Origin of the sequence: Archangium violaceum Cb vi76 (genome assembly GCF_000733295.1) — a bacterium.
Lineage (GTDB): Bacteria > Myxococcota > Myxococcia > Myxococcales > Myxococcaceae > Archangium > Archangium violaceum.
Genome location: NZ_JPMI01000280.1, coordinates 1 through 17,005, shown reverse-complemented (window position 1 = coordinate 17,005; position 17,005 = coordinate 1). Strand labels below are relative to the sequence as shown.

Genomic DNA, 17,005 nt, shown 5'->3' with positions numbered 1-17,005 from the left:
GAAGGCAGGCGATGGAAGAGGCGGTTTCGCAGGGTGGGGTCTCTGCCGGACAGTGCTTGATTGCACCGGGTGAAGATGGTGGCGTAGGGCCCTGCCACGGGAGCGCGGGAGGCAGGAGCCTGGGTAGAGACTCGCGATCCAGGCGTTAACTGCATCGAGGTTGGCTCGGTGCAGATCAACCGAGGCGGTGGGTCGTGTGGCTGGAGAATATCTATGAGGAGCACCTCAGCGAGGCCGCCTTCCTTTGGACGCAATGGGAGCAGGAACTGCGGGGCGCGCGCTCCACGCTGACGGAGGTCGCGGTCCGGGAGGAGCGGCTGCTAGCGCACCTGGATGCGCTGGTGATTGGTGGTGAGCCCGTGGCCGAGGCTCTGCTCAAACCCGCCCTGGAGGGAGAAGACCCGGGTGAGGTGTTCACTGCGGCGTTCGCATCCATCGCGGAAACTCCTCCTGCGGCATTGGAAACGGTGCTGGCGCTGCTTCCAGTCGCGCCCGCCCCGGTGCTATCTGCATTGAAGCGCGCTCTGGAGTTGAGCGGGCGCGAGGGGGTGGAGTCGGCATTGGTGGCACGGCTGAGGGGTTCGGAGGATGTCCTGGTGGCGCTGGCTCTGGAGGTGTTGGCCTTCCGGGATGCTGTGCCGCCGGGGATGGCGTTGGAACTGCTGGGGCACTCAGATGGAAGAGTGGCGGCGGCGGCATTACGGGCCCTGGGTGCGGCACCTCGCAAGGTCTCCTCGTTCGATGTGGTTCCCTGGATGTCGGATCCGCGACCGGAGGTGCGGTGGGGGGCGGTGGAACTGGCGCTTCTGTCTGGCTCGCGCGCGGCATGGAACGAGTGCCGCATCGAAATCGAGACGCGAGGGCCTGCGCTGCGCGAAGCGCTCGTGTTCCTGGCTCTGGGTGGGGATGACAAGGACCTGGAGCGGCTTCTGGTGCTCGCGGGGAATGAGGCGGTGCGCGCGGACGTCCTATGGGCACTGGGTTTCACCGGGCGCGTGGCCGCGGCGGAGACCTGTCTGGAGCTGACAAGGCAGAAGCCGCCCGTAGCGCGGCTCGCGGGCGAGGCGTTCAGTGCCATCACCGGACTGAACCTCAAGGGCGTGTATGTGGAAGAGAGTGAGGACACCGAGGAAGTGGCATTGCCACCGCTCGAGGAAGAGGACCTGGACGCGGACCTGAATCCGAAACCGGAGGACTCGCTGCCCGTGCCCGCGCCCGCGGCAGTGATGGGGTGGTGGCAGGAGGCGCGCAAGGACTTCTCGAAGGACAGGCGTTATCTGGGAGGCCAGCTCTTCAGCGGCGCGACACTGATGGAGGCGCTAGCGAGTGGGGTCATGCGGCGGCGCTCCGTGCACGCGATCGACTTGGCGCTGCGTACCCAGGGGGGGCTGCAGGTGCGGACGTTCGCCTTTACCAAACGGCAGCGTGCGGAAGTAGCCAGGGCTGAAGCCGTGCGGGAGAGCCTGCCAGGTCAGCCCCTGGTTCGCCTCTTCCGCAGCTGACGCACTCATGGTGTAGCCTGTTCTGTAGTACGAGAGAGACGTGGACTCGGTCGGTCATGCTGGGCGTTTGTCGAAGCGTGGTGACCGCTCCGCGTCTATCAACTACACGATCACATGACCACGCCTGCCCCTCTCCTCGAAGCCGACGTCCCGCGCCCCGTCCTGGACGTCATCGCCCGCCTCCATGAGCTGGGCCATGCCGTGTTCCTCGTCGGCGGCTGTGTCCGTGACACGCTCCGCGGCGTCCACCCCAAGGACTTCGACGTCGCCACCAGCGCGCTCCCCGAGGAGGTCCAGCGCGCCTTCCGCAAGGTCATCCCCACCGGCATCCAGCACGGCACCGTCACCGTCGTCCAGGGCGGCACCCACGTCGAGGTCACCACCTTCCGCAGCGAGGGCGACTACCACGACGGCCGCCGCCCCTCTGCCGTCACCTTCGAGCAGGACATCGTCAAGGACCTCTCCCGCCGCGATTTCACCATCAACGCCATGGCGTGGAATCCTCTCACGCACGAGCTCGCCGATCCCTTCGGCGGCCAGCAGGACCTGAAGGCCCGTGTCGTGCGCTGCGTGGGCTCGGCCATCGAGCGTTTCTCCGAGGATGGGTTGCGTCCCATGCGCGCCGTGCGCTTCGCCGCCGTGCTCGACTTCACGCTCGACCCTGGCACCCAGGCCGCCATCCCCGAAACGCTCCCCGTGTTCCGCAAGGTCGCCTACGAGCGCGTCCGCGAGGAGTTCGTCAAGCTGCTCCTCTCCAAGCGCGAGGCCTTCGGGCTCGAGCTGCTCGCCACCACCGGGTTGCTCGACGTGTTTCTGCCCGAGCTCGCCCGCGCCGATGCCGAGGCCGCTCGCCTCGCCCGCACCGCCGCCGCCGCCGAGCCCGTCGATGTGGAGATCCGTCTCGCCGCTCTGCTCGCCGACCTCGTCACCCCTCCGCAGGCCGAGGAGATCGGCGTCCGGCTCAAGTTCCCCACCAAGACCATCGAGCGGGTGAAGCTGTTGAGCTCGCACGCCGCGCTCGAGCGGCATGTCGGGGACCCCGATCCCGCCCTCCGTCGGCTTCTGGCCAAGGTGGGGCTCGCCAATGTCGAGGCGCTTACCTCCGTGGCCCGGGCCCGGATCCAGGCCCGGGACCCGGCCCGGCTTCCTGAGATGGACGCCCTGATTGGCCGACTGCATGGGCTTGCCGCCTCGAAGCCTCCGCTGTCCGCCAAGGAGCTCGCCCTCAATGGGGGCGCCATCATGGCCACCCTGGGCGTCGGGCCTTCTCCCATCGTCGGCGAGGCCACCCGGTTTCTGCTCGAGCGGGTTCTCGATGAGCCCTCCCTCAATGAGGTGGAAAAGTTGAAGGAGATGTTGTTGGCCTGGCGGCAGGCCCGTGGGTCCTGAGGTCGTTCGTGGGGCAGGGGAGTAGACCCTCACCCCAGCCCTCTCCCAGAGGGAGAGGGGGCATACACGGGTTCAACCCGGGGGGCTCGGCACCCTCACCCCGTCCCTCTCCCGGGGGGCGAGGGGATTTGTCCGGGTTGTTGTTCTCTGGCGTCGGTTGTTCTCGTCGGTTGTTCTCGTCGGTTGTTCTCTTGCGTCAGTTGGGTCGCACCCGGGCTGGCCGGCGTGTAGATAGGGACGTCATGCGAGTCGTCGTTGCCATGAGTGGTGGGGTGGACTCCTCCGCCGCCGCCGCCCTGCTCAAGGAGCAGGGCCACGAGGTCATCGGTATCACCCTCCGGGTCTGGTCCTATGAGGGCAAGGCCCAGTGCGGCAGTTGCTGCAGCCCCGATGACATCGACGATGCCCGCGCCGTCGCCCAGACGCTCGGCATCCCCTTCTACGTCGCCAACGCCGAGGACCTCTTCAAGGACCGCGTCGTCAGCCCCTTCGTCCAGTCCTACCTCGGTGGCAAGACGCCCATCCCCTGCGTCGCCTGCAACCGCGATGTGAAGTTCAACTTCCTCCTCAAGCGCGCCCGCGCCCTCGGCGCCCGGCTCGCCACCGGCCACTACGCCCGCGTCGAGCAGCAGGACGGCAGGTTCGTCCTCCGCCGCGCCGTCGACGCCGCCAAGGATCAGAGCTACTTCCTCTTCACCCTCGGCCAGCAGGAGCTCACCGACGTCCTCTTCCCCGTCGGCGGTATGACCAAGTCCGAGGTCCGCGCCGTCGCCGAGCGCCATGCCCTCCCCACCAGCCACAAGCCCGAGAGCATGGAGATCTGCTTCGTGCCCGATGGCGACTACGCCGGCTTCGTCGAGAAGGTCGCCGGCCCCCAGCCCGGCGGGGAGATCGTCGACACCGAGGGCCATGTGCTCGGCTCCCACGCCGGTGTGCACCGCTTCACCGTCGGTCAACGCCGCGGTCTCAACCTCGGAGGCGGCGAGGCCCGCTACGTCCAGCGCATCGAGCCCGAGTCCCGCCGCGTCGTCGTGGGCCCCGCCGATGAGACCTCGCGCGATTCCTTCGGCCTCCTCCAGCCCCACTGGGTGGATGGGCCGCCGCCTCCCGAGAAGTCCGTGATGGTCCGCATCCGCCACCGTCACCCCGGTGCTCCCGGCCACGTGCGTGTCTCTCAGCATGGGCTCGTGTCCATCCACCTCGACTCTCCGGCTCGCGCCGTGACGCCCGGCCAGGCAGCCGTCGTTTATGACGGGGATCACGTACTGGGCGGTGGGTGGATTGTTTGAGCCTCGCCGCAACAGTCAGGGCGTGACGCTGTGCGCGCACTGAATTTGACCGGCCTGTAGGCGGGGCGTACCTTCCGGCACACCTCGACGCTACAGGCCGCGACACTCGTGTGGCCGCGCCGGGGCGCCGTACACGCGAGGAATGTCACGTCATGCGCGATGCCCACCGGATGAAAGAGAAGTTCGATGTCACGCTCGACAACCGGCAGATCGTCAGCCTGTTGATCGCGGGCATCATCGTGATGGGCGCCGTGTTCGTCCTCGGCGTCGTGGTCGGCAAGAAGCTCGCCGGCAATGCCCAGACCGCCGCCGCGCCGGATCTCCTCTCCGCGCTCGACGCCAACGCCCAGGCCCTCCAGCAGGCCCGCGAGGCCGAGTCGCCGCTCACCTTCCAGGACGAGCTCACCCGGAAGAGTGTTTCCGATGCCTCCAAGCCTGGCACCGTCACGGTCGCCATCCCTCCGCCGGCCCCCAAGCCCAAGCCCGCCGAGCCGAAGCCGGAGCCCCAGATCGCCGAGGTCCCCGCGGAGGAGCCCGCCTCGTCGCCCACGGATGACGACTACGCGCCCCCCGCCACGGCCAGCGCCACCGAGCCGAAGCCGAAGCCGGAGTCCAAGCCCGCCGCGACCCAGGTGGCCGAGAGCAAGCCCGCTCCCGTGCCGGGCAAGGTGGAGGCCGCTCCCGTGCCTACTCGCACCACGACTCCGGCCCAGGGTGGCGGTTTGAAGGACGCCATCGCCCGCGCCACCCAGCGGCCCACCGAGGCCGCCCCCGGCGGTGCCTTCACCCTGCAGATCTCCGCCTTCCAGAACCGCCCGGAGGCCGAGCGCTTCGCGACGAAGCTCCGGGACCGTGGCTACGCCCCGTACATCGTCGCCGCCGAGGTCCCCAACAAGGGCACCTGGTACCGCGTTCGCATGGGCAGCTTCCCCTCGAAGGATGCCGCCTCCCGCTACCTGTCGGACTTCAAGCGCGAGACGCAGATCCAGGCCTTCGTGGCCGCGAACTAGACCGCCGGTGCATGGCGGGCCGGCGCCCGGAGTGCTATGGGCGCCGCTGAATGGACCTCCTCGACAACGTCATCCAGCCGTACGCCTGGGGCTCGCGGACCGCTATCGCCGAGTTGCTCGGGCAACCCTCGCCCTCCGCCGCCTGTCAGGCGGAGCTGTGGATGGGAGCCCACCCGGGTGCCCCGTCGCGCGTGAAGCGGCCGGCGGGTGGGGGATCGCTGCTGGAGGTCATCCGGGCCTCGCCGGAGCGGGAGCTCGGTGAGCAGGTGACGCGCCGCTTCGGCGCCGAGTTGCCCTTCCTGTTCAAGGTGCTCGCGGCGGAGACCCCGCTGTCCCTGCAGACGCACCCGAGTCTCGCCCAGGCCCGCGAAGGGTACGCCCGTGAGAACGCGCTCGGCGTGCCCCTGAGCGCCTCGCACCGTAACTACAAGGACGCCAACCACAAGCCCGAGCTCATCTGCGCGCTGACGCCCTTCGATGCGCTGTGTGGCTTCCGGAGCGCGGACGAGACGCTCGCCCTCTTCGATTCGCTCGGCGTGGCCGCCCTCGAGCCGCTGCTCGCCCCGCTGCGTGCGTCGCCGGATGCGAAGGGCGTGGCGCGCATGTTCGAGGCGCTGATGACGCTGCCTCGCGAGTCGCGGGGGCCCCTGGTGGACGCGGTGGTCTCCGCCTGCTCGGCGCGCGAAGGGAAGGGGGGCCACTTCGCGGCGGAGCTGCGGTGGGCCCTGCGGCTCGGCGAGCTCTACCCGGGCGATCCCGGCGTCATCGGCGCGTTGATGCTCAACCTGGTGCGGCTGCGGCCGGGCGAGGCCATCTACCTGTCCGCGGGCAACCTCCACGCGTACCTGCGTGGCGTGGGCGTGGAGCTCATGGCCAACTCGGACAACGTGCTGCGCGGCGGGTGCACGCCCAAGCACGTGGACGTCCCGGAGCTGCTCCGCGTGTTGGACTTCCGGTGCGGCCCCATCGGCCTGGTCCCGGCGGCCACCACGGACGGGGTGGAGTCCGTCTACCCCACGCCCACGGACGAGTTCCGCCTCTCACGCTTCCAGCTCCGCCCCGCGGTGTCCGCCCGGCCGGAGCGGCGCGGGCCGGAGATCCTCCTGTGCACCGAGGGCTCCGCCCGGCTGTCCTCCGGGGGCGAGACGCTCGCGCTTCCCCGGGGTGCCTCGGTGTTCGTGAGCGCGGCCGAGGGGGCCTACACGCTCGAGGGCGAGGGCGTCGTCTACCGCGCCACCTCCGGCCTTTGATTCCGCCGGTGGGTCATCCGGTGGGTTACTCGGCGGGAGTGCCGCGGCTCCACTTGTCCACGTTGCCGTCGCCGTCCAGGTCCTCGCCGATGCGATCGACCTGGTTGTTCTCCCAGTACTCCCAGTAGTCCACGCGGCCGTCCCCGTTGGAGTCCCGCTCCTTCCGGGCCAGCCGCCCCTTCTCGTAGAAGATCCACACGTCCGGCTTGCCGTCCCCGTTCAGGTCGCGCTCCCGCCGGACGTTGATGCCCTTCTCGTAGAAGTAGACGGAGTCCACCTTCCCGTCGAAGTCGAGGTCCATCGCCTCGCGCTCCCGCTCCTCGCGGGCGCCGTAGTACGTGGTGAGGTCCACCCGGCCATCCCAGTTGATGTCCAGTTCCTTGCGGACCATCCGCCCGTCCACCGTGAAGATCCACACGTCCGGCTTCTGATCGCCGTTGGTGTCCTTCTCCGTCACCTTCTCGTTGGCGGCCGGTTCCGGGCGGATGGGCTGGGGCGCCACCTCCTCCTTCGCCTGCGCCTCCTCCGGCTTCTTCATGGCCTTGTCGGATGCGCACCCACAGAGACCCACCAGCGCGAGCCCCGCCACCCATCCGAGTTTCGAGGGCTGTACGACAAGGCTCGAAAACAGCGCTTCAAGGGACATGTAAGTCCATATATTTTCACATATCGCCATGGCCCGAAAGAAGATCAGCACCACCATCTACATCACGCCGGAGCAGAACGATCTGCTCAAGGCGCTGAACCAGAAGACCAAGGTTCCCGTGGCCGAGTACATCCGGCAGGGGATCGATCTCGTGCTGGAGAAATACAAGGCGCAGTTGCCGGGGCAGGCCTCCTTCGACGAGCTGAGCTGAGCTCCACACCAGAGCGGGACTGCGGGGCGGGATCATGAGCAAGAGCATGAAGGGCCAGCGGGTGGTGGTGCTCGGGGGAGCGGGCTTCGTGGGCTCGCACCTGTGCGAGCGGTTGCTGGACGATGGCGCGTCCGGCGTGGTGTCCGTGGACAACTACATCACCGGTGCCGAGGCCAACGTGGCGCACCTTCGGGGCCGCGCGGGCTTCGAGGTGGTGAAGCAGGACATCACCGAGGGGTTCTCGGTGGACGGGCCGGTGCATTACGTCTTCAACATGGCCTCACCGGCCTCGCCCATCGACTACGCGAAGCTGCCGCTGGAGACGATGCGGGTGGGCTCGCTGGGCACGGAGAACGGGCTCAAGCTGGCCCAGGCCAGGGGCGCCGTGTTCCTCCAGGCCTCCACCTCGGAGGTGTACGGTGATCCGCACGTGCACCCGCAGCGCGAGGACTACTGGGGCAACGTGAACCCCATTGGCCCGCGCGCCTGCTACGACGAGGCCAAGCGCTACGCCGAGGCGCTCACCATGGTGTACGCCCGCTCGTATGGCGTGCAGACGCGCATCGTCCGCATCTTCAACACCTACGGGCCGCGGATGCGCCTCAACGACGGGCGCGTGGTGCCCGCCTTCGTGGGCCAGGCCCTGCGCGGCGAGGACTTCACCGTCTTCGGCGAGGGCACCCAGACGCGCTCCTTCTGCTACGTGAGGGATCTGGTGGACGGCCTGATCCGGCTGGCCCTCTCGGACGTCATCGAGCCCGTCAACATCGGCAATCCCCGCGAGATGACCATGCTCGAGTTCGCCGAGGCGGTGCGCGCCGCGGCGGGTGGGGGAGGGCGCATCGTCCACAAGCCGCTGCCCAAGGACGATCCCAAGCAGCGCCGCCCGGACATCAGCCGGGCCCGGCAGTTGCTCGGGTGGGAGCCGCGAGTACCCCTGGAGGAGGGTTTGCGGGAGACGATTGCCTGGTTCCGATCGGTTGCCGGGAAGGGCTCCATCCCCTAACTTCCGCGCAAAACTTTCTCAGTAGATGGCCACCTGGTGGTGGCGGGAGCGGTACGTTGAAAGTCCTGGTGACTGGTGGGGCGGGTTTCATTGGCTCGCACGTGTGTGACGCCTTCGTGCGCGCGGGTCATGAGGTCATCGCCCTCGACAATCTGTCGAGTGGTCGGAAGGAGAACCTGGACCCCCGGGTGCGTCTGGAGGTCATGGACATCCGGGCTCCGGAGGCCGCGCAGCTCATCCGCGCCGAGCGCCCCCAGGTGATGTGCCACCTGGCCGCTCAGATGGACGTGCGCCGCAGCGTGGAGGACCCGCGCTTCGACGCGGAGGCCAACATCCTCGGTTTCCTCAACCTCCTGGAGGCCTCGCGCGTCGCGGGTGTCCAGAAGGTGGTGTTCAGCTCGACCGGCGGGGCCATCTACGGCGAGCAGGACGTCTTCCCCGCGCCCGAGACCCACGCCACGCGGCCGGTGTCGCCCTACGGTGTCTCCAAGGCCTCGGGTGAGCTGTACCTCGGCTACTACAAGGCCCAGTACGGGATGAACTACGTGGCCCTGCGGTACGCCAATGTGTACGGCCCCCGGCAGAACCCGCACGGCGAGGCCGGCGTGGTGGCCATCTTCTGCCAGCGCCTGCTCGGCGGACGCGAGTGCACCATCTACGGCGAGGGCAAGCAGACGCGCGACTTCGTCTACGTGGAGGACGTGGCGCGGGCCAACGTGCTGGCGGTGGAGAAGGACTACTCGGGCGCCATCAACATCGGCACTGGCGTGGAGACGGACATCAACCGGCTCTACACCCTGGTGGCCCAGCCGGCGGGGGTGGACAAGCCCGCCCTCCGTGCTCCCGGCAAGCCCGGCGAGCAGTTGCGCTCCTGCGTGGACAACACCCTGGCCCGCCGGGTGCTCGGCTGGCAGCCCTCGGTGGAGCTCCCCGAGGGGCTCCGCCGCACGGTGTCGTTCTTCCGCGAGCACACCTCCCGCTAGCCCTCCCGTCCTCCCGGCGGGGGAGGGAGGCGGCCCGGCGTCGTTCAGGTTGCACGCCGGGTGCGCGGACGCATGGATTTTGGTGGGGTTCGGTGTTACTCAAGCCGGCTTCGACGTAGCCCGAGGCCCCCCTACCATGCCGGCCGACAACGCTCACATCCGCAATTTCTCGATCATCGCCCACATCGACCACGGGAAGTCCACCCTGGCCGATCGTCTGCTCGGTGCCACCGGAACGGTGACCAAGCGCGAGGCGCAGGACCAGTTCCTCGACAACATGGAGCTGGAGCGCGAGCGCGGAATCACCATCAAGGCCCAGTCCGTGCGGATGAACTACACCGCCAACGACGGCCAGAAGTACGTCCTCAACCTCATCGACACCCCGGGACACGTGGACTTCGCCTACGAGGTGAGCCGCTCGCTCGCCGCGTGTGAGGGCGCCCTCCTGGTGGTGGACGCCACCCAGGGCGTCGAGGCCCAGACGCTCGCCAACGTCTACATGGCCTTGGATCACAACCTGGAGATCATCCCGGTCATCAACAAGATCGATCTGCCGAGCGCCGACGTGGATCGCACGCGCACGGAGATCGAGGACGTGATCGGCATCGACGGCTCCAGCGCCGTGCCGGCCTCCGCCAAGGAGGGCATCGGCATCAAGGAGATCCTGGAGGCGGTGGTGAAGAGCGTGCCGCCCCCCTCGGGGGATCCCGCCGCTCCGCTCCGGGCCCTTATCTTCGACAGCTGGTACGACAACTACCGCGGCGTCGTGACGCTGGTGCGCGTGCTCGAGGGTACGCTCAAGCTCAAGCAGAAGATCAAGCTGTGGAGCAACAACAAGACCTTCGAGGTGCAGGAGCTGGGTGTCTTCAGCCCGTTCTCCCGCCCGGTGCCGCAGCTGATCGCCGGCGAGGTGGGCGTGCTGGTGGCCAACGTGAAGGAGCTCCAGGACGCCAAGGTGGGTGACACCGTGACGGAGGAGCTGCGTCCCACGGACGCGCCCTTCCCGGGCTTCAAGGAAGTGAAGCCCATGGTGTTCTCCGGCATCTTCCCGGTGGACTCCGAGCAGTACGAGGGCCTGCGCGACGCGCTCGCCAAGCTCAAGCTCAACGACGCGGCCTTCACCTACGAGCCCGAGTCCTCCACGGCGCTCGGCTTCGGCTTCCGCTGCGGCTACCTGGGCCTGCTCCACATGGAGATCGTCCAGGAGCGCCTGGAGCGCGAGTACAACCTGTCGCTCATCACCACCGCGCCGTCGGTGGTGTACCGGATCACCGACTCGCAGGGCGCGGTGATGCACGTGGACAACCCGGCCAAGCTGCCGCCGGTGCAGAAGATCGCCAAATTCGAGGAGCCCGTCCTCACCTGCCACATCCACGTGCCCAACGACTACCTGGGCGCGGTGCTCAAGCTGTGCCAGGACCGGCGCGGTGTGCAGAAGGACATGAAGTACCTGGGCTCCAGCGGCACGCGCGTGCAGGTGACGTACGAGATGCCCCTGGCCGAGGTCGTCTTCGACTTCTTCGACAAGCTCAAGAGCGTCACGCGCGGCTACGCCAGCCTCGACTACGAGCTGGCCGGCTACGTGGAGGCGGACCTGGTGCGCCTGGACATCCTCATCAACGGGGATCCAGTGGACGCGCTCAGCGTCATCGTCCACAAGGAGCGCGCCTACCAGCGCGGCCGCGAGGTGTGCCAGAAGCTCAAGGAGGTCATCCCGAAGCAGATGTACGAGGTGGCCATCCAGGGCGCCATCGGCGCGAAGATCATCTCGCGTGAGACGATCTCCGCCATCCGCAAGAACGTGCTCGCCAAGTGCTACGGCGGCGACATCAGCCGCAAGCGCAAGCTCCTCGAGAAGCAGAAGGAGGGCAAGAAGCGCATGAAGCAGGTGGGCTCGGTGGAGATCCCGCAGGAGGCCTTCCTCGCGGTGCTGAAGACGGAGGAATAGTCCATGTCCACCACCAGCGCGACCGAAGCTCCCGCGGGACTCGAGGCCTCCATGGCCGCCCGCAGGACGCCCGAGCAGCTCAAGGCCAGCCGCGCGCTGCTGTGGCGCGAGCTGCTCACCAGCCTGTGGGCGCCCCTGGTCATCCTCGGCCTGGCGCTCATCCCCTACATCATCCTCATCGAGTTCGTGCCCCCCTCGGCCGACTGGGCCCAGCCGCTCATGCAGGGCCTGGCGGGGCTGATGCTCCTCTACTTCCTCGGGCTGATGGTGCTGCGCTTCGCGCTGCCCAAGCAGAGCCGTCTGCGCCACCTGCGGCACGAGGCGCGTGAGCTCATCGGGGAGATCGAGCGCATCCACAAGAAGGTGCCGGGGAAGATCCCCGCCGAGGCGTCCACGCGGCTGGCCGAGCAGGCCATGCAGGTGGAGGCCGCCTCGCTGGCCGGGGACGCCGAGCGGCTGGAGAAGGAGACGAAGGCGCTCGACACGCTGGCCACCCAGTTGCTGGCGGCGTGGCGCAAGCAGGACCTCGGGGACTTCGTCTCGGGCTTCGCCAAGGCGCTGGCCATCGCGGTCATCATCCGCGTCTTCATCATCGAGCCGTACCGCATCCCCTCCGGCTCCATGCTGCCCACGCTGGAGATCGGCGATCAGGTCTTCATCAACAAGTTCATCTACGGGGTGCGGCTGCCCTTCACCAACTACGTGCCCTTCCAGATCGTCCGCGCGCCGGCGCGGGGAGACGTCATCGTCTTCAACAACCCGGTGCAGTTGGAGCTGGACTTCATCAAGCGCGTGGTGGGCATCCCCGGGGACAAGGTGGAGCTCATCAACGGCGAGGTCTACATCAACGGAGCGCCCCAGCCGCGCACGTTGGTGAACGAGGACCAGGTCGTCTACAACCGGCAGGACAACACGCCCTGGTACCCGGAGCACCTGCGGCTGTACCACGAGAACCTGGACGGCAAGGTCCACTCCGTGTTGCAGCCGGGGAGCAGGGCCCGCATGGAGTACGAGGGGCCCTACGTCGTTCCCCCGGGTCACGTCTTCGTCATGGGCGACAACCGGGAGAACAGCCTGGACAGCCGCTACGGCCTGGGTGCCGGCCGGGGCGTGGAGTTCGTCCCGTACGGTCACATCAAGGGCAAGGCCATGGTCGTCTGGATGGCACTGGGGTTCGGTGGCTGGTTCAGCAACTTCTTCGAGGGGACCGGGCTGCGCACCGACCGGCTGTTCGAGCCGGTCCGTTGAAACCCCGCCGCGATGCTTGACGCCCCGCGTATGCCGCTGCTACGCGGGGGCCTCATGCGTCATCCCTCTGGGAAGATCAGCTTTGGCGGCCTGGTTCTACTCATCCTCGTCGTGGGGGGCCTCTATCTGGGCGTGATGCTCATCCCCGTGTACGCGGACAACTTCGACGTGAAGGAAGCCGTCGCGGTGGCCTTCAACCGGTCCCCGACCTCGGACGACGAGATGTTGCGCAGGGTGATCATCGAGCGCACCAGCCAGGTGGGCACCCACTGGGATACGGACAAGTTCGACCAGGACATCCTCGTGCCCGGGCTCGGGCTGACGGACGAGAACATCACCATCGAGCGCAGCACGGTCTCGCCGAACGTCCGCATCGAGGTGGAGTACGAGCGGCGGGTGCAGCTCAAGCCCACCAACCACGTCCGCGTCATCCGCTTCCATGTCGTGAAGGAAGGCATTCCCGGCAAGTAGTGCCCAGGGGACCCCATGAGACACCTGTTGGGAATCGAGGGCCTGCGGCGCGCGGACATCGAGGCGCTGCTCGGACGGGCCGAGGCACACCTGCACGGTGGGCCGGATGCCTCGCATGTGCTGCGGGGCAGGGTGATCGCCAACCTGTTCTTCGAGGACTCCACGCGCACCCGCACCTCCTTCGAGATGGCGGCGCACGCGCTCGGCGCCGAGGTGCTCAACTGGACGACGGCGGGCTCCTCCGTCTCCAAGGGCGAGACGCTGCTGGACACGGTCCGCAACATCGAGGCCACGGGCCCGGTGGCGCTCATCATCCGGCACCGCTCCTCGGGAGCCCCGCACCTGGTGGCGCGCCACGTGCGCTGCGCCGTCGTCAACGCGGGGGACGGTACCCACGAGCACCCCTCGCAGGCCCTGCTGGACGCCTTCACCCTGCGCCGCCGCTGGGGCAGCCTGGATGGGCGCACGGTGCTCATCGTCGGCGACATCCTCCACAGCCGCGTGGCCCGCTCCAACCTGCACTGCCTCACCACGCTGGGCGCGAAGGTGGTGTTGTGCGGCCCGCCCACGCTGCTTCCGCCCGGCCTGGAGTCCTTCGGCGCCGAGCTCACCACGAGCCTGGACGCCGTGCTGCCCCGCGCCGATGCCGTCATGTGTCTGCGCGTGCAGTCGGAGCGGCAGGGGGAGAACTTCTTCCCCTCGGCGCGTGAGTTCTCCCGCCTGTACGGGCTCAACGCCGCCCGCGCCGAGCGGCTCAAGCCGGAGGCGCTCGTGATGCACCCGGGCCCCATGAACCGGGGCGTGGAGATCGCCCCCGCCGTGGCCGATGGTTCCCGTAGCGTCATCCTGGAGCAGGTGGCGCATGGTGTGGCCGTGCGCCGCGCCATCCTCGAGGAGGTGTGCCGGTGAGCTCGACGATCCTGCTGAGCCGCGGGCGGGTGGTGGATCCGCGCAACGGTGTGGACGGTGTGCGTGACGTGCTGGTGCGGGACGGCACCATCGCCGAGGTGTCCGAGGCGCCCCTGGAGGTGCGGGACGCGCGGGTGGTGGACGCCACGGGCAAGCTGGTGCTGCCGGGCTTCATCGACCTGCACGTGCACCTGCGCGAGCCGGGCGAGGAGGGGAAGGAGACGATCCTCACCGGCTGCATGGCGGCGGTGGCGGGCGGCTTCACCGCGGTGGTGGCCATGCCCAACACCAGGCCCGTCAACGACAGCGTGCTCGTCAGCGAGTACGTGAAGGCCAAGGCCCGCGAGGCGCGGCTGTGCCACGTGTACCTGGCGGGTGCCATCACCAAGGGCCTCCAGGGCGAGGAGATGGCGGAGATGGGGGCGCTCGTCGGCGCCGGCTGCGTCTGCATCACCGACGACGGCCGCCCGGTGATGAACGCCGGCCTCATGCGCCGCGCCCTCCAGTACGCCCAGCTCTTCAACCTCCCCGTCATGGTGCACGAGGAGGATCTGACGCTCTCGGGCAAGGGCGTGATGAACGAGGGCCGCACCTCCACGCGCCTGGGCCTCGCCGGCATCCCGCCCTCGGCCGAGGTGGCCATGGTGGCGCGCGACATGGTGCTCCTGGAGGAGACGAAGGGGCGGCTGCACGTCGCCCATGTCTCCTGCGAGGGCAGCCTGCGCCTCATCCGCGAGGCCAGGCGCCGCGGCCTCAACGTCACCGCCGAGGCCACCCCGCACCACTTCATCCTGGATGACGAGGCCGTGGGCTCCTACGACACCCACGCCCGCATGAATCCGCCCCTGCGCACCCGCCGCGACATCGAGGCCGTGCGCGAGGGGCTCGTGGACGGCACCATCGACGCCATCGCCACGGACCACGCGCCCCACGGCGTGTTGGAGAAGCAGGTGGAGTTCGACAAGGCGTGGAATGGCGTGGTGGGGCTGGAGACGGCCCTGGGCCTGACGCTCTCCCTGGTGCGCGAGGGCGTGATGAGCCTCCAGCGGGCGGTGGCCCTGCTGACGGACGGACCGGCGAGGGCGTTCGGGCTGCCGGGCGGCCATCTGGCCGTCGGTGCTCCGGCGGACATCACGGTGGTGGAGCCGGACGCGGAGTGGACGGTGGATTCGGCGCGGTTCTTCTCCCGCAGCCGGAACACCCCCTTCCACGGCCGGCGTTTGACGGGCCGGGTCGCCCAGACGTGGGTCTCCGGGCGGCTCGTCTTCGAGGACGGACACATCAAGGAGTCCAGGTGATGAAGCGGGCAGTGCTGGCATTGGCGGATGGCACCACCTTCGAGGGTCGCGCGCTCGGCGCCTCCGGCGAGACGGTGGGTGAGGTGGTGTTCAACACGTCGATGACCGGCTACCAGGAGATCCTCACGGATCCCTCGTACGTCGGGCAGATCGTCACCATGGCGTACCCCGAGATGGGCAACGTGGGCGCCAACCCCGGGGACCAGGAGTCCGTCAAACCGCACGCCGTGGGCATGATCGTGCGCAACTCCTCCGAGCAGGCCTCCAACTGGCGCTCCCAGGAGACGCTCGACGTCTACCTGAAGCGCCATGGCATTGTCGGCATCGAGGGCATCGACACCCGGCGCCTGGTGCGGCACGTGCGCACGCACGGCGCGCAGATGGGCGTCATCTCCACCGAGGACCACTCGCCGGCCGCCCTCGTGGAGCGGGCCCGCGAGGCTCGCGGCATGGAGGGGTTGGATCTCGCCACCGGCGTGTCCACCCAGGAGTCCTACCTCTTCACCACCCCCAGCCCGAACCTGCTCGGCGAGGTTCCTCGCCCCGCTCCCGAGCTGCGCTTCGACGTGGTGGCCTATGACTACGGCCTCAAGCGCTCCATGCTCCACTTCCTGGTGGACGTGGGCTGCCGCGTGAAGGTGGTCCCCGCCGGCACCACCGCCGAGGCCGTGCTCGCCGAGAAGCCCCACGGCATCTTCCTCGCCAACGGCCCCGGAGACCCCGCCGCCGTGAAGGGCGCCGACAAGGTCGTGGCCGGACTGCTCGGCAAGGTGCCCGTCTTCGGCATCTGCCTGGGTCACCAGATCCTCGCGCTCGCCCTGGGCGGGCGGACGTACAAGATGAAGTTCGGCCACCGGGGCGCCAACCAGCCAGTCAAGGACCTGACCACCGGCAAGGTGGAGATCACCTCGCAGAACCACGGCTTCGCGGTGGATGATGCGAGCGTGAAGGGCAAGGCGGTGGTGAGCCACATCAACCTCAACGACGGCACCGTGGAGGGCCTGAGCATCCCCGACGCCCGCGCCTTCAGCGTGCAGTACCACCCGGAAGCTTCGCCCGGGCCCCATGACGCCCGGTACCTGTTCTCACGTTTCGCGAAGCTCATGGCCGGAGAGTAGGATCTCGCTGCCCCATGGACTCCCCCCTTTCGCCGCTGTCGTATCAGCCCTATCTCGACCAGCTCATCGCCTTTGGGAGCCAGGAGTCACGCAAGCCCGACCTGCTGGAGGCCAAGGCGGAGTACCTCCGCCTCACCGGCGAGGTCTTCGAGGACGACAAGATCTTCGAGCTGCGGATGGCGTCCTTCCTGGATTTCTATCTGTTCGACCGGGTCTCGCCGATCTCCAAGCTGACGCCCGCCGCGGAACTGTACCAGCTGCGGCTGCAGGGCGCCTCGCCCGAGGAGGCCAACGCCTTCCGCTGCTTCACGGAGACCGTCCACGGCCTCTTCGAGGTGCGCAAGCTGGGCAAGGGCCTCGTGCGTCTGCGTGAGCTGTTCTCCGGCAAGGACTTCGACGTCACCGAGCGCCGCACCGTGGCGGGGCTCGAGACGGGCGATGTGCTGGAGGCCCGGCTCATCCCCTTCGCCGGGCACCTGCTGTTCTCCTCGGCCTTCTGCTTCCACCCTCGCGTCGCCGTGAAGGCCATCAAGGCCGAGGTCAAGCGCCGCAAGAAGAAGGAGCCGGATCGTCCTCCCTCGGAGCTCGTCTGGGAGTGCGCCCGGCGCGCCGTCAAGGTCGAGCGCTACAAGCAGATCGCCATCGAGCGTATCTACGACTTCTCGCAGACCACGCCCTGGCTCGCTTCCGCGAGCTGATGGAGGGTGTTGCGCATGCTCCCTCTCCC

At 68.4% G+C, this 17,005-nt stretch carries 16 protein-coding genes; 15 read left to right on the top strand and 1 reads right to left on the bottom strand.

Annotated elements, in window-relative coordinates; all coding sequences use genetic code 11:
* Positions 1-194: 194 nt before the first annotated feature.
* The 5 genes from Q664_RS38915 to manA all read left to right on the top strand — a co-directional run bounded on the left by Q664_RS38915 (position 195) and on the right by manA (position 6,440).
* Positions 195-1,502, top strand: a complete 1,308-nt coding sequence (locus tag Q664_RS38915; protein ID WP_043408060.1) for a TIGR02270 family protein — start codon at positions 195-197, stop codon at positions 1,500-1,502.
* A gap of 114 nt (positions 1,503-1,616) precedes the next feature.
* Positions 1,617-2,891 (top strand): CCA tRNA nucleotidyltransferase, encoded by a 1,275-nt coding sequence (locus Q664_RS38910; RefSeq protein WP_043408058.1) that lies wholly within the window; start codon positions 1,617-1,619, stop codon positions 2,889-2,891.
* A gap of 200 nt (positions 2,892-3,091) precedes the next feature.
* Positions 3,092-4,180 (top strand): tRNA 2-thiouridine(34) synthase MnmA, encoded by a 1,089-nt coding sequence (gene mnmA / locus Q664_RS38905; RefSeq protein ID WP_326938776.1) that lies wholly within the window; start codon positions 3,092-3,094, stop codon positions 4,178-4,180.
* A 152-nt stretch (positions 4,181-4,332) separates the two neighbouring features.
* Complete coding sequence (locus Q664_RS38900) at positions 4,333-5,190, top strand: SPOR domain-containing protein (RefSeq protein ID WP_052519198.1); 858 nt, start codon at positions 4,333-4,335, stop codon at positions 5,188-5,190.
* Between the two features lie 50 nt (positions 5,191-5,240).
* On the top strand, positions 5,241-6,440 hold the full coding sequence (manA, locus tag Q664_RS38895; RefSeq protein ID WP_043408049.1) for a mannose-6-phosphate isomerase, class I: 1,200 nt from the start codon (positions 5,241-5,243) through the stop codon (positions 6,438-6,440).
* 25 nt (positions 6,441-6,465) lie between these two features.
* Here manA and Q664_RS38890 read toward each other — a convergent pair whose 3' ends face one another.
* A complete protein-coding gene (locus tag Q664_RS38890; protein WP_235217058.1) occupies positions 6,466-6,978 on the bottom strand; it encodes a hypothetical protein in 513 nt (170 codons plus the stop codon).
* 136 nt (positions 6,979-7,114) lie between these two features.
* Between Q664_RS38890 and Q664_RS38885 the strand changes: the two genes are divergently transcribed.
* The 10 genes from Q664_RS38885 to Q664_RS38840 all read left to right on the top strand — a co-directional run bounded on the left by Q664_RS38885 (position 7,115) and on the right by Q664_RS38840 (position 16,976).
* Positions 7,115-7,297: a ribbon-helix-helix domain-containing protein gene (locus Q664_RS38885; RefSeq protein ID WP_043408044.1), complete on the top strand. Its 183-nt coding sequence runs from the start codon at positions 7,115-7,117 to the stop codon at positions 7,295-7,297.
* A 46-nt stretch (positions 7,298-7,343) separates the two neighbouring features.
* On the top strand, positions 7,344-8,303 hold the full coding sequence (locus Q664_RS38880) for a UDP-glucuronic acid decarboxylase family protein (RefSeq protein ID WP_043408110.1): 960 nt from the start codon (positions 7,344-7,346) through the stop codon (positions 8,301-8,303).
* Between the two features lie 56 nt (positions 8,304-8,359).
* Positions 8,360-9,286, top strand: a complete 927-nt coding sequence (locus Q664_RS38875; RefSeq protein WP_043408041.1) for an NAD-dependent epimerase/dehydratase family protein — start codon at positions 8,360-8,362, stop codon at positions 9,284-9,286.
* 136 nt (positions 9,287-9,422) lie between these two features.
* The gene (gene lepA, locus Q664_RS38870; RefSeq protein ID WP_043408039.1) at positions 9,423-11,234 is read left to right on the top strand and encodes a translation elongation factor 4; all 1,812 of its coding nucleotides are present in this window, start codon (positions 9,423-9,425) and stop codon (positions 11,232-11,234) included.
* 3 nt (positions 11,235-11,237) lie between these two features.
* Positions 11,238-12,482, top strand: coding sequence for a signal peptidase I (lepB, locus tag Q664_RS38865; RefSeq protein WP_043408036.1), 1,245 nt, complete (start codon positions 11,238-11,240; stop codon positions 12,480-12,482).
* A gap of 54 nt (positions 12,483-12,536) precedes the next feature.
* Entirely contained in the window at positions 12,537-12,953 is a 417-nt protein-coding gene (locus Q664_RS38860; RefSeq protein WP_152622591.1) for a hypothetical protein, read from the top strand.
* Between the two features lie 15 nt (positions 12,954-12,968).
* Entirely contained in the window at positions 12,969-13,862 is an 894-nt protein-coding gene (locus Q664_RS38855; protein WP_043408032.1) for an aspartate carbamoyltransferase catalytic subunit, read from the top strand.
* On the top strand, positions 13,859-15,160 hold the full coding sequence (locus Q664_RS38850; protein WP_043408109.1) for a dihydroorotase: 1,302 nt from the start codon (positions 13,859-13,861) through the stop codon (positions 15,158-15,160). The genes Q664_RS38855 and Q664_RS38850 overlap by 4 nt, the downstream gene beginning before the upstream one ends.
* A complete protein-coding gene (gene carA / locus Q664_RS38845; protein ID WP_043408028.1) occupies positions 15,160-16,278 on the top strand; it encodes a glutamine-hydrolyzing carbamoyl-phosphate synthase small subunit in 1,119 nt (372 codons plus the stop codon). The genes Q664_RS38850 and carA overlap by 1 nt, the downstream gene beginning before the upstream one ends.
* A gap of 14 nt (positions 16,279-16,292) precedes the next feature.
* The gene (locus Q664_RS38840; RefSeq protein WP_043408025.1) at positions 16,293-16,976 is read left to right on the top strand and encodes a DUF7986 domain-containing protein; all 684 of its coding nucleotides are present in this window, start codon (positions 16,293-16,295) and stop codon (positions 16,974-16,976) included.
* Positions 16,977-17,005 lie beyond the last annotated feature (29 nt).

What these genes read in the sequence shown, in the direction of transcription:
- Q664_RS38910 (WP_043408058.1), top strand. Translation starts at nt 1,617, where the DNA reads ATGACCACGCCTGCCCCTCTCCTCGAAGCCGACGTCCCGCGCCCCGTC.
- Q664_RS38900 (WP_052519198.1), top strand. Translation starts at nt 4,333, where the DNA reads ATGCGCGATGCCCACCGGATGAAAGAGAAGTTCGATGTCACGCTCGAC.
- manA (WP_043408049.1), top strand. Translation starts at nt 5,241, where the DNA reads ATGGACCTCCTCGACAACGTCATCCAGCCGTACGCCTGGGGCTCGCGG.
- Q664_RS38890 (WP_235217058.1), bottom strand. Translation starts at nt 6,978, where the DNA reads ATGAAGAAGCCGGAGGAGGCGCAGGCGAAGGAGGAGGTGGCGCCCCAG.
- Q664_RS38885 (WP_043408044.1), top strand. Translation starts at nt 7,115, where the DNA reads ATGGCCCGAAAGAAGATCAGCACCACCATCTACATCACGCCGGAGCAG.
- Q664_RS38880 (WP_043408110.1), top strand. Translation starts at nt 7,344, where the DNA reads ATGAAGGGCCAGCGGGTGGTGGTGCTCGGGGGAGCGGGCTTCGTGGGC.
- lepA (WP_043408039.1), top strand. Translation starts at nt 9,423, where the DNA reads ATGCCGGCCGACAACGCTCACATCCGCAATTTCTCGATCATCGCCCAC.
- lepB (WP_043408036.1), top strand. Translation starts at nt 11,238, where the DNA reads ATGTCCACCACCAGCGCGACCGAAGCTCCCGCGGGACTCGAGGCCTCC.
- Q664_RS38860 (WP_152622591.1), top strand. Translation starts at nt 12,537, where the DNA reads ATGCGTCATCCCTCTGGGAAGATCAGCTTTGGCGGCCTGGTTCTACTC.
- Q664_RS38855 (WP_043408032.1), top strand. Translation starts at nt 12,969, where the DNA reads ATGAGACACCTGTTGGGAATCGAGGGCCTGCGGCGCGCGGACATCGAG.
- carA (WP_043408028.1), top strand. Translation starts at nt 15,160, where the DNA reads ATGAAGCGGGCAGTGCTGGCATTGGCGGATGGCACCACCTTCGAGGGT.
- Q664_RS38840 (WP_043408025.1), top strand. Translation starts at nt 16,293, where the DNA reads ATGGACTCCCCCCTTTCGCCGCTGTCGTATCAGCCCTATCTCGACCAG.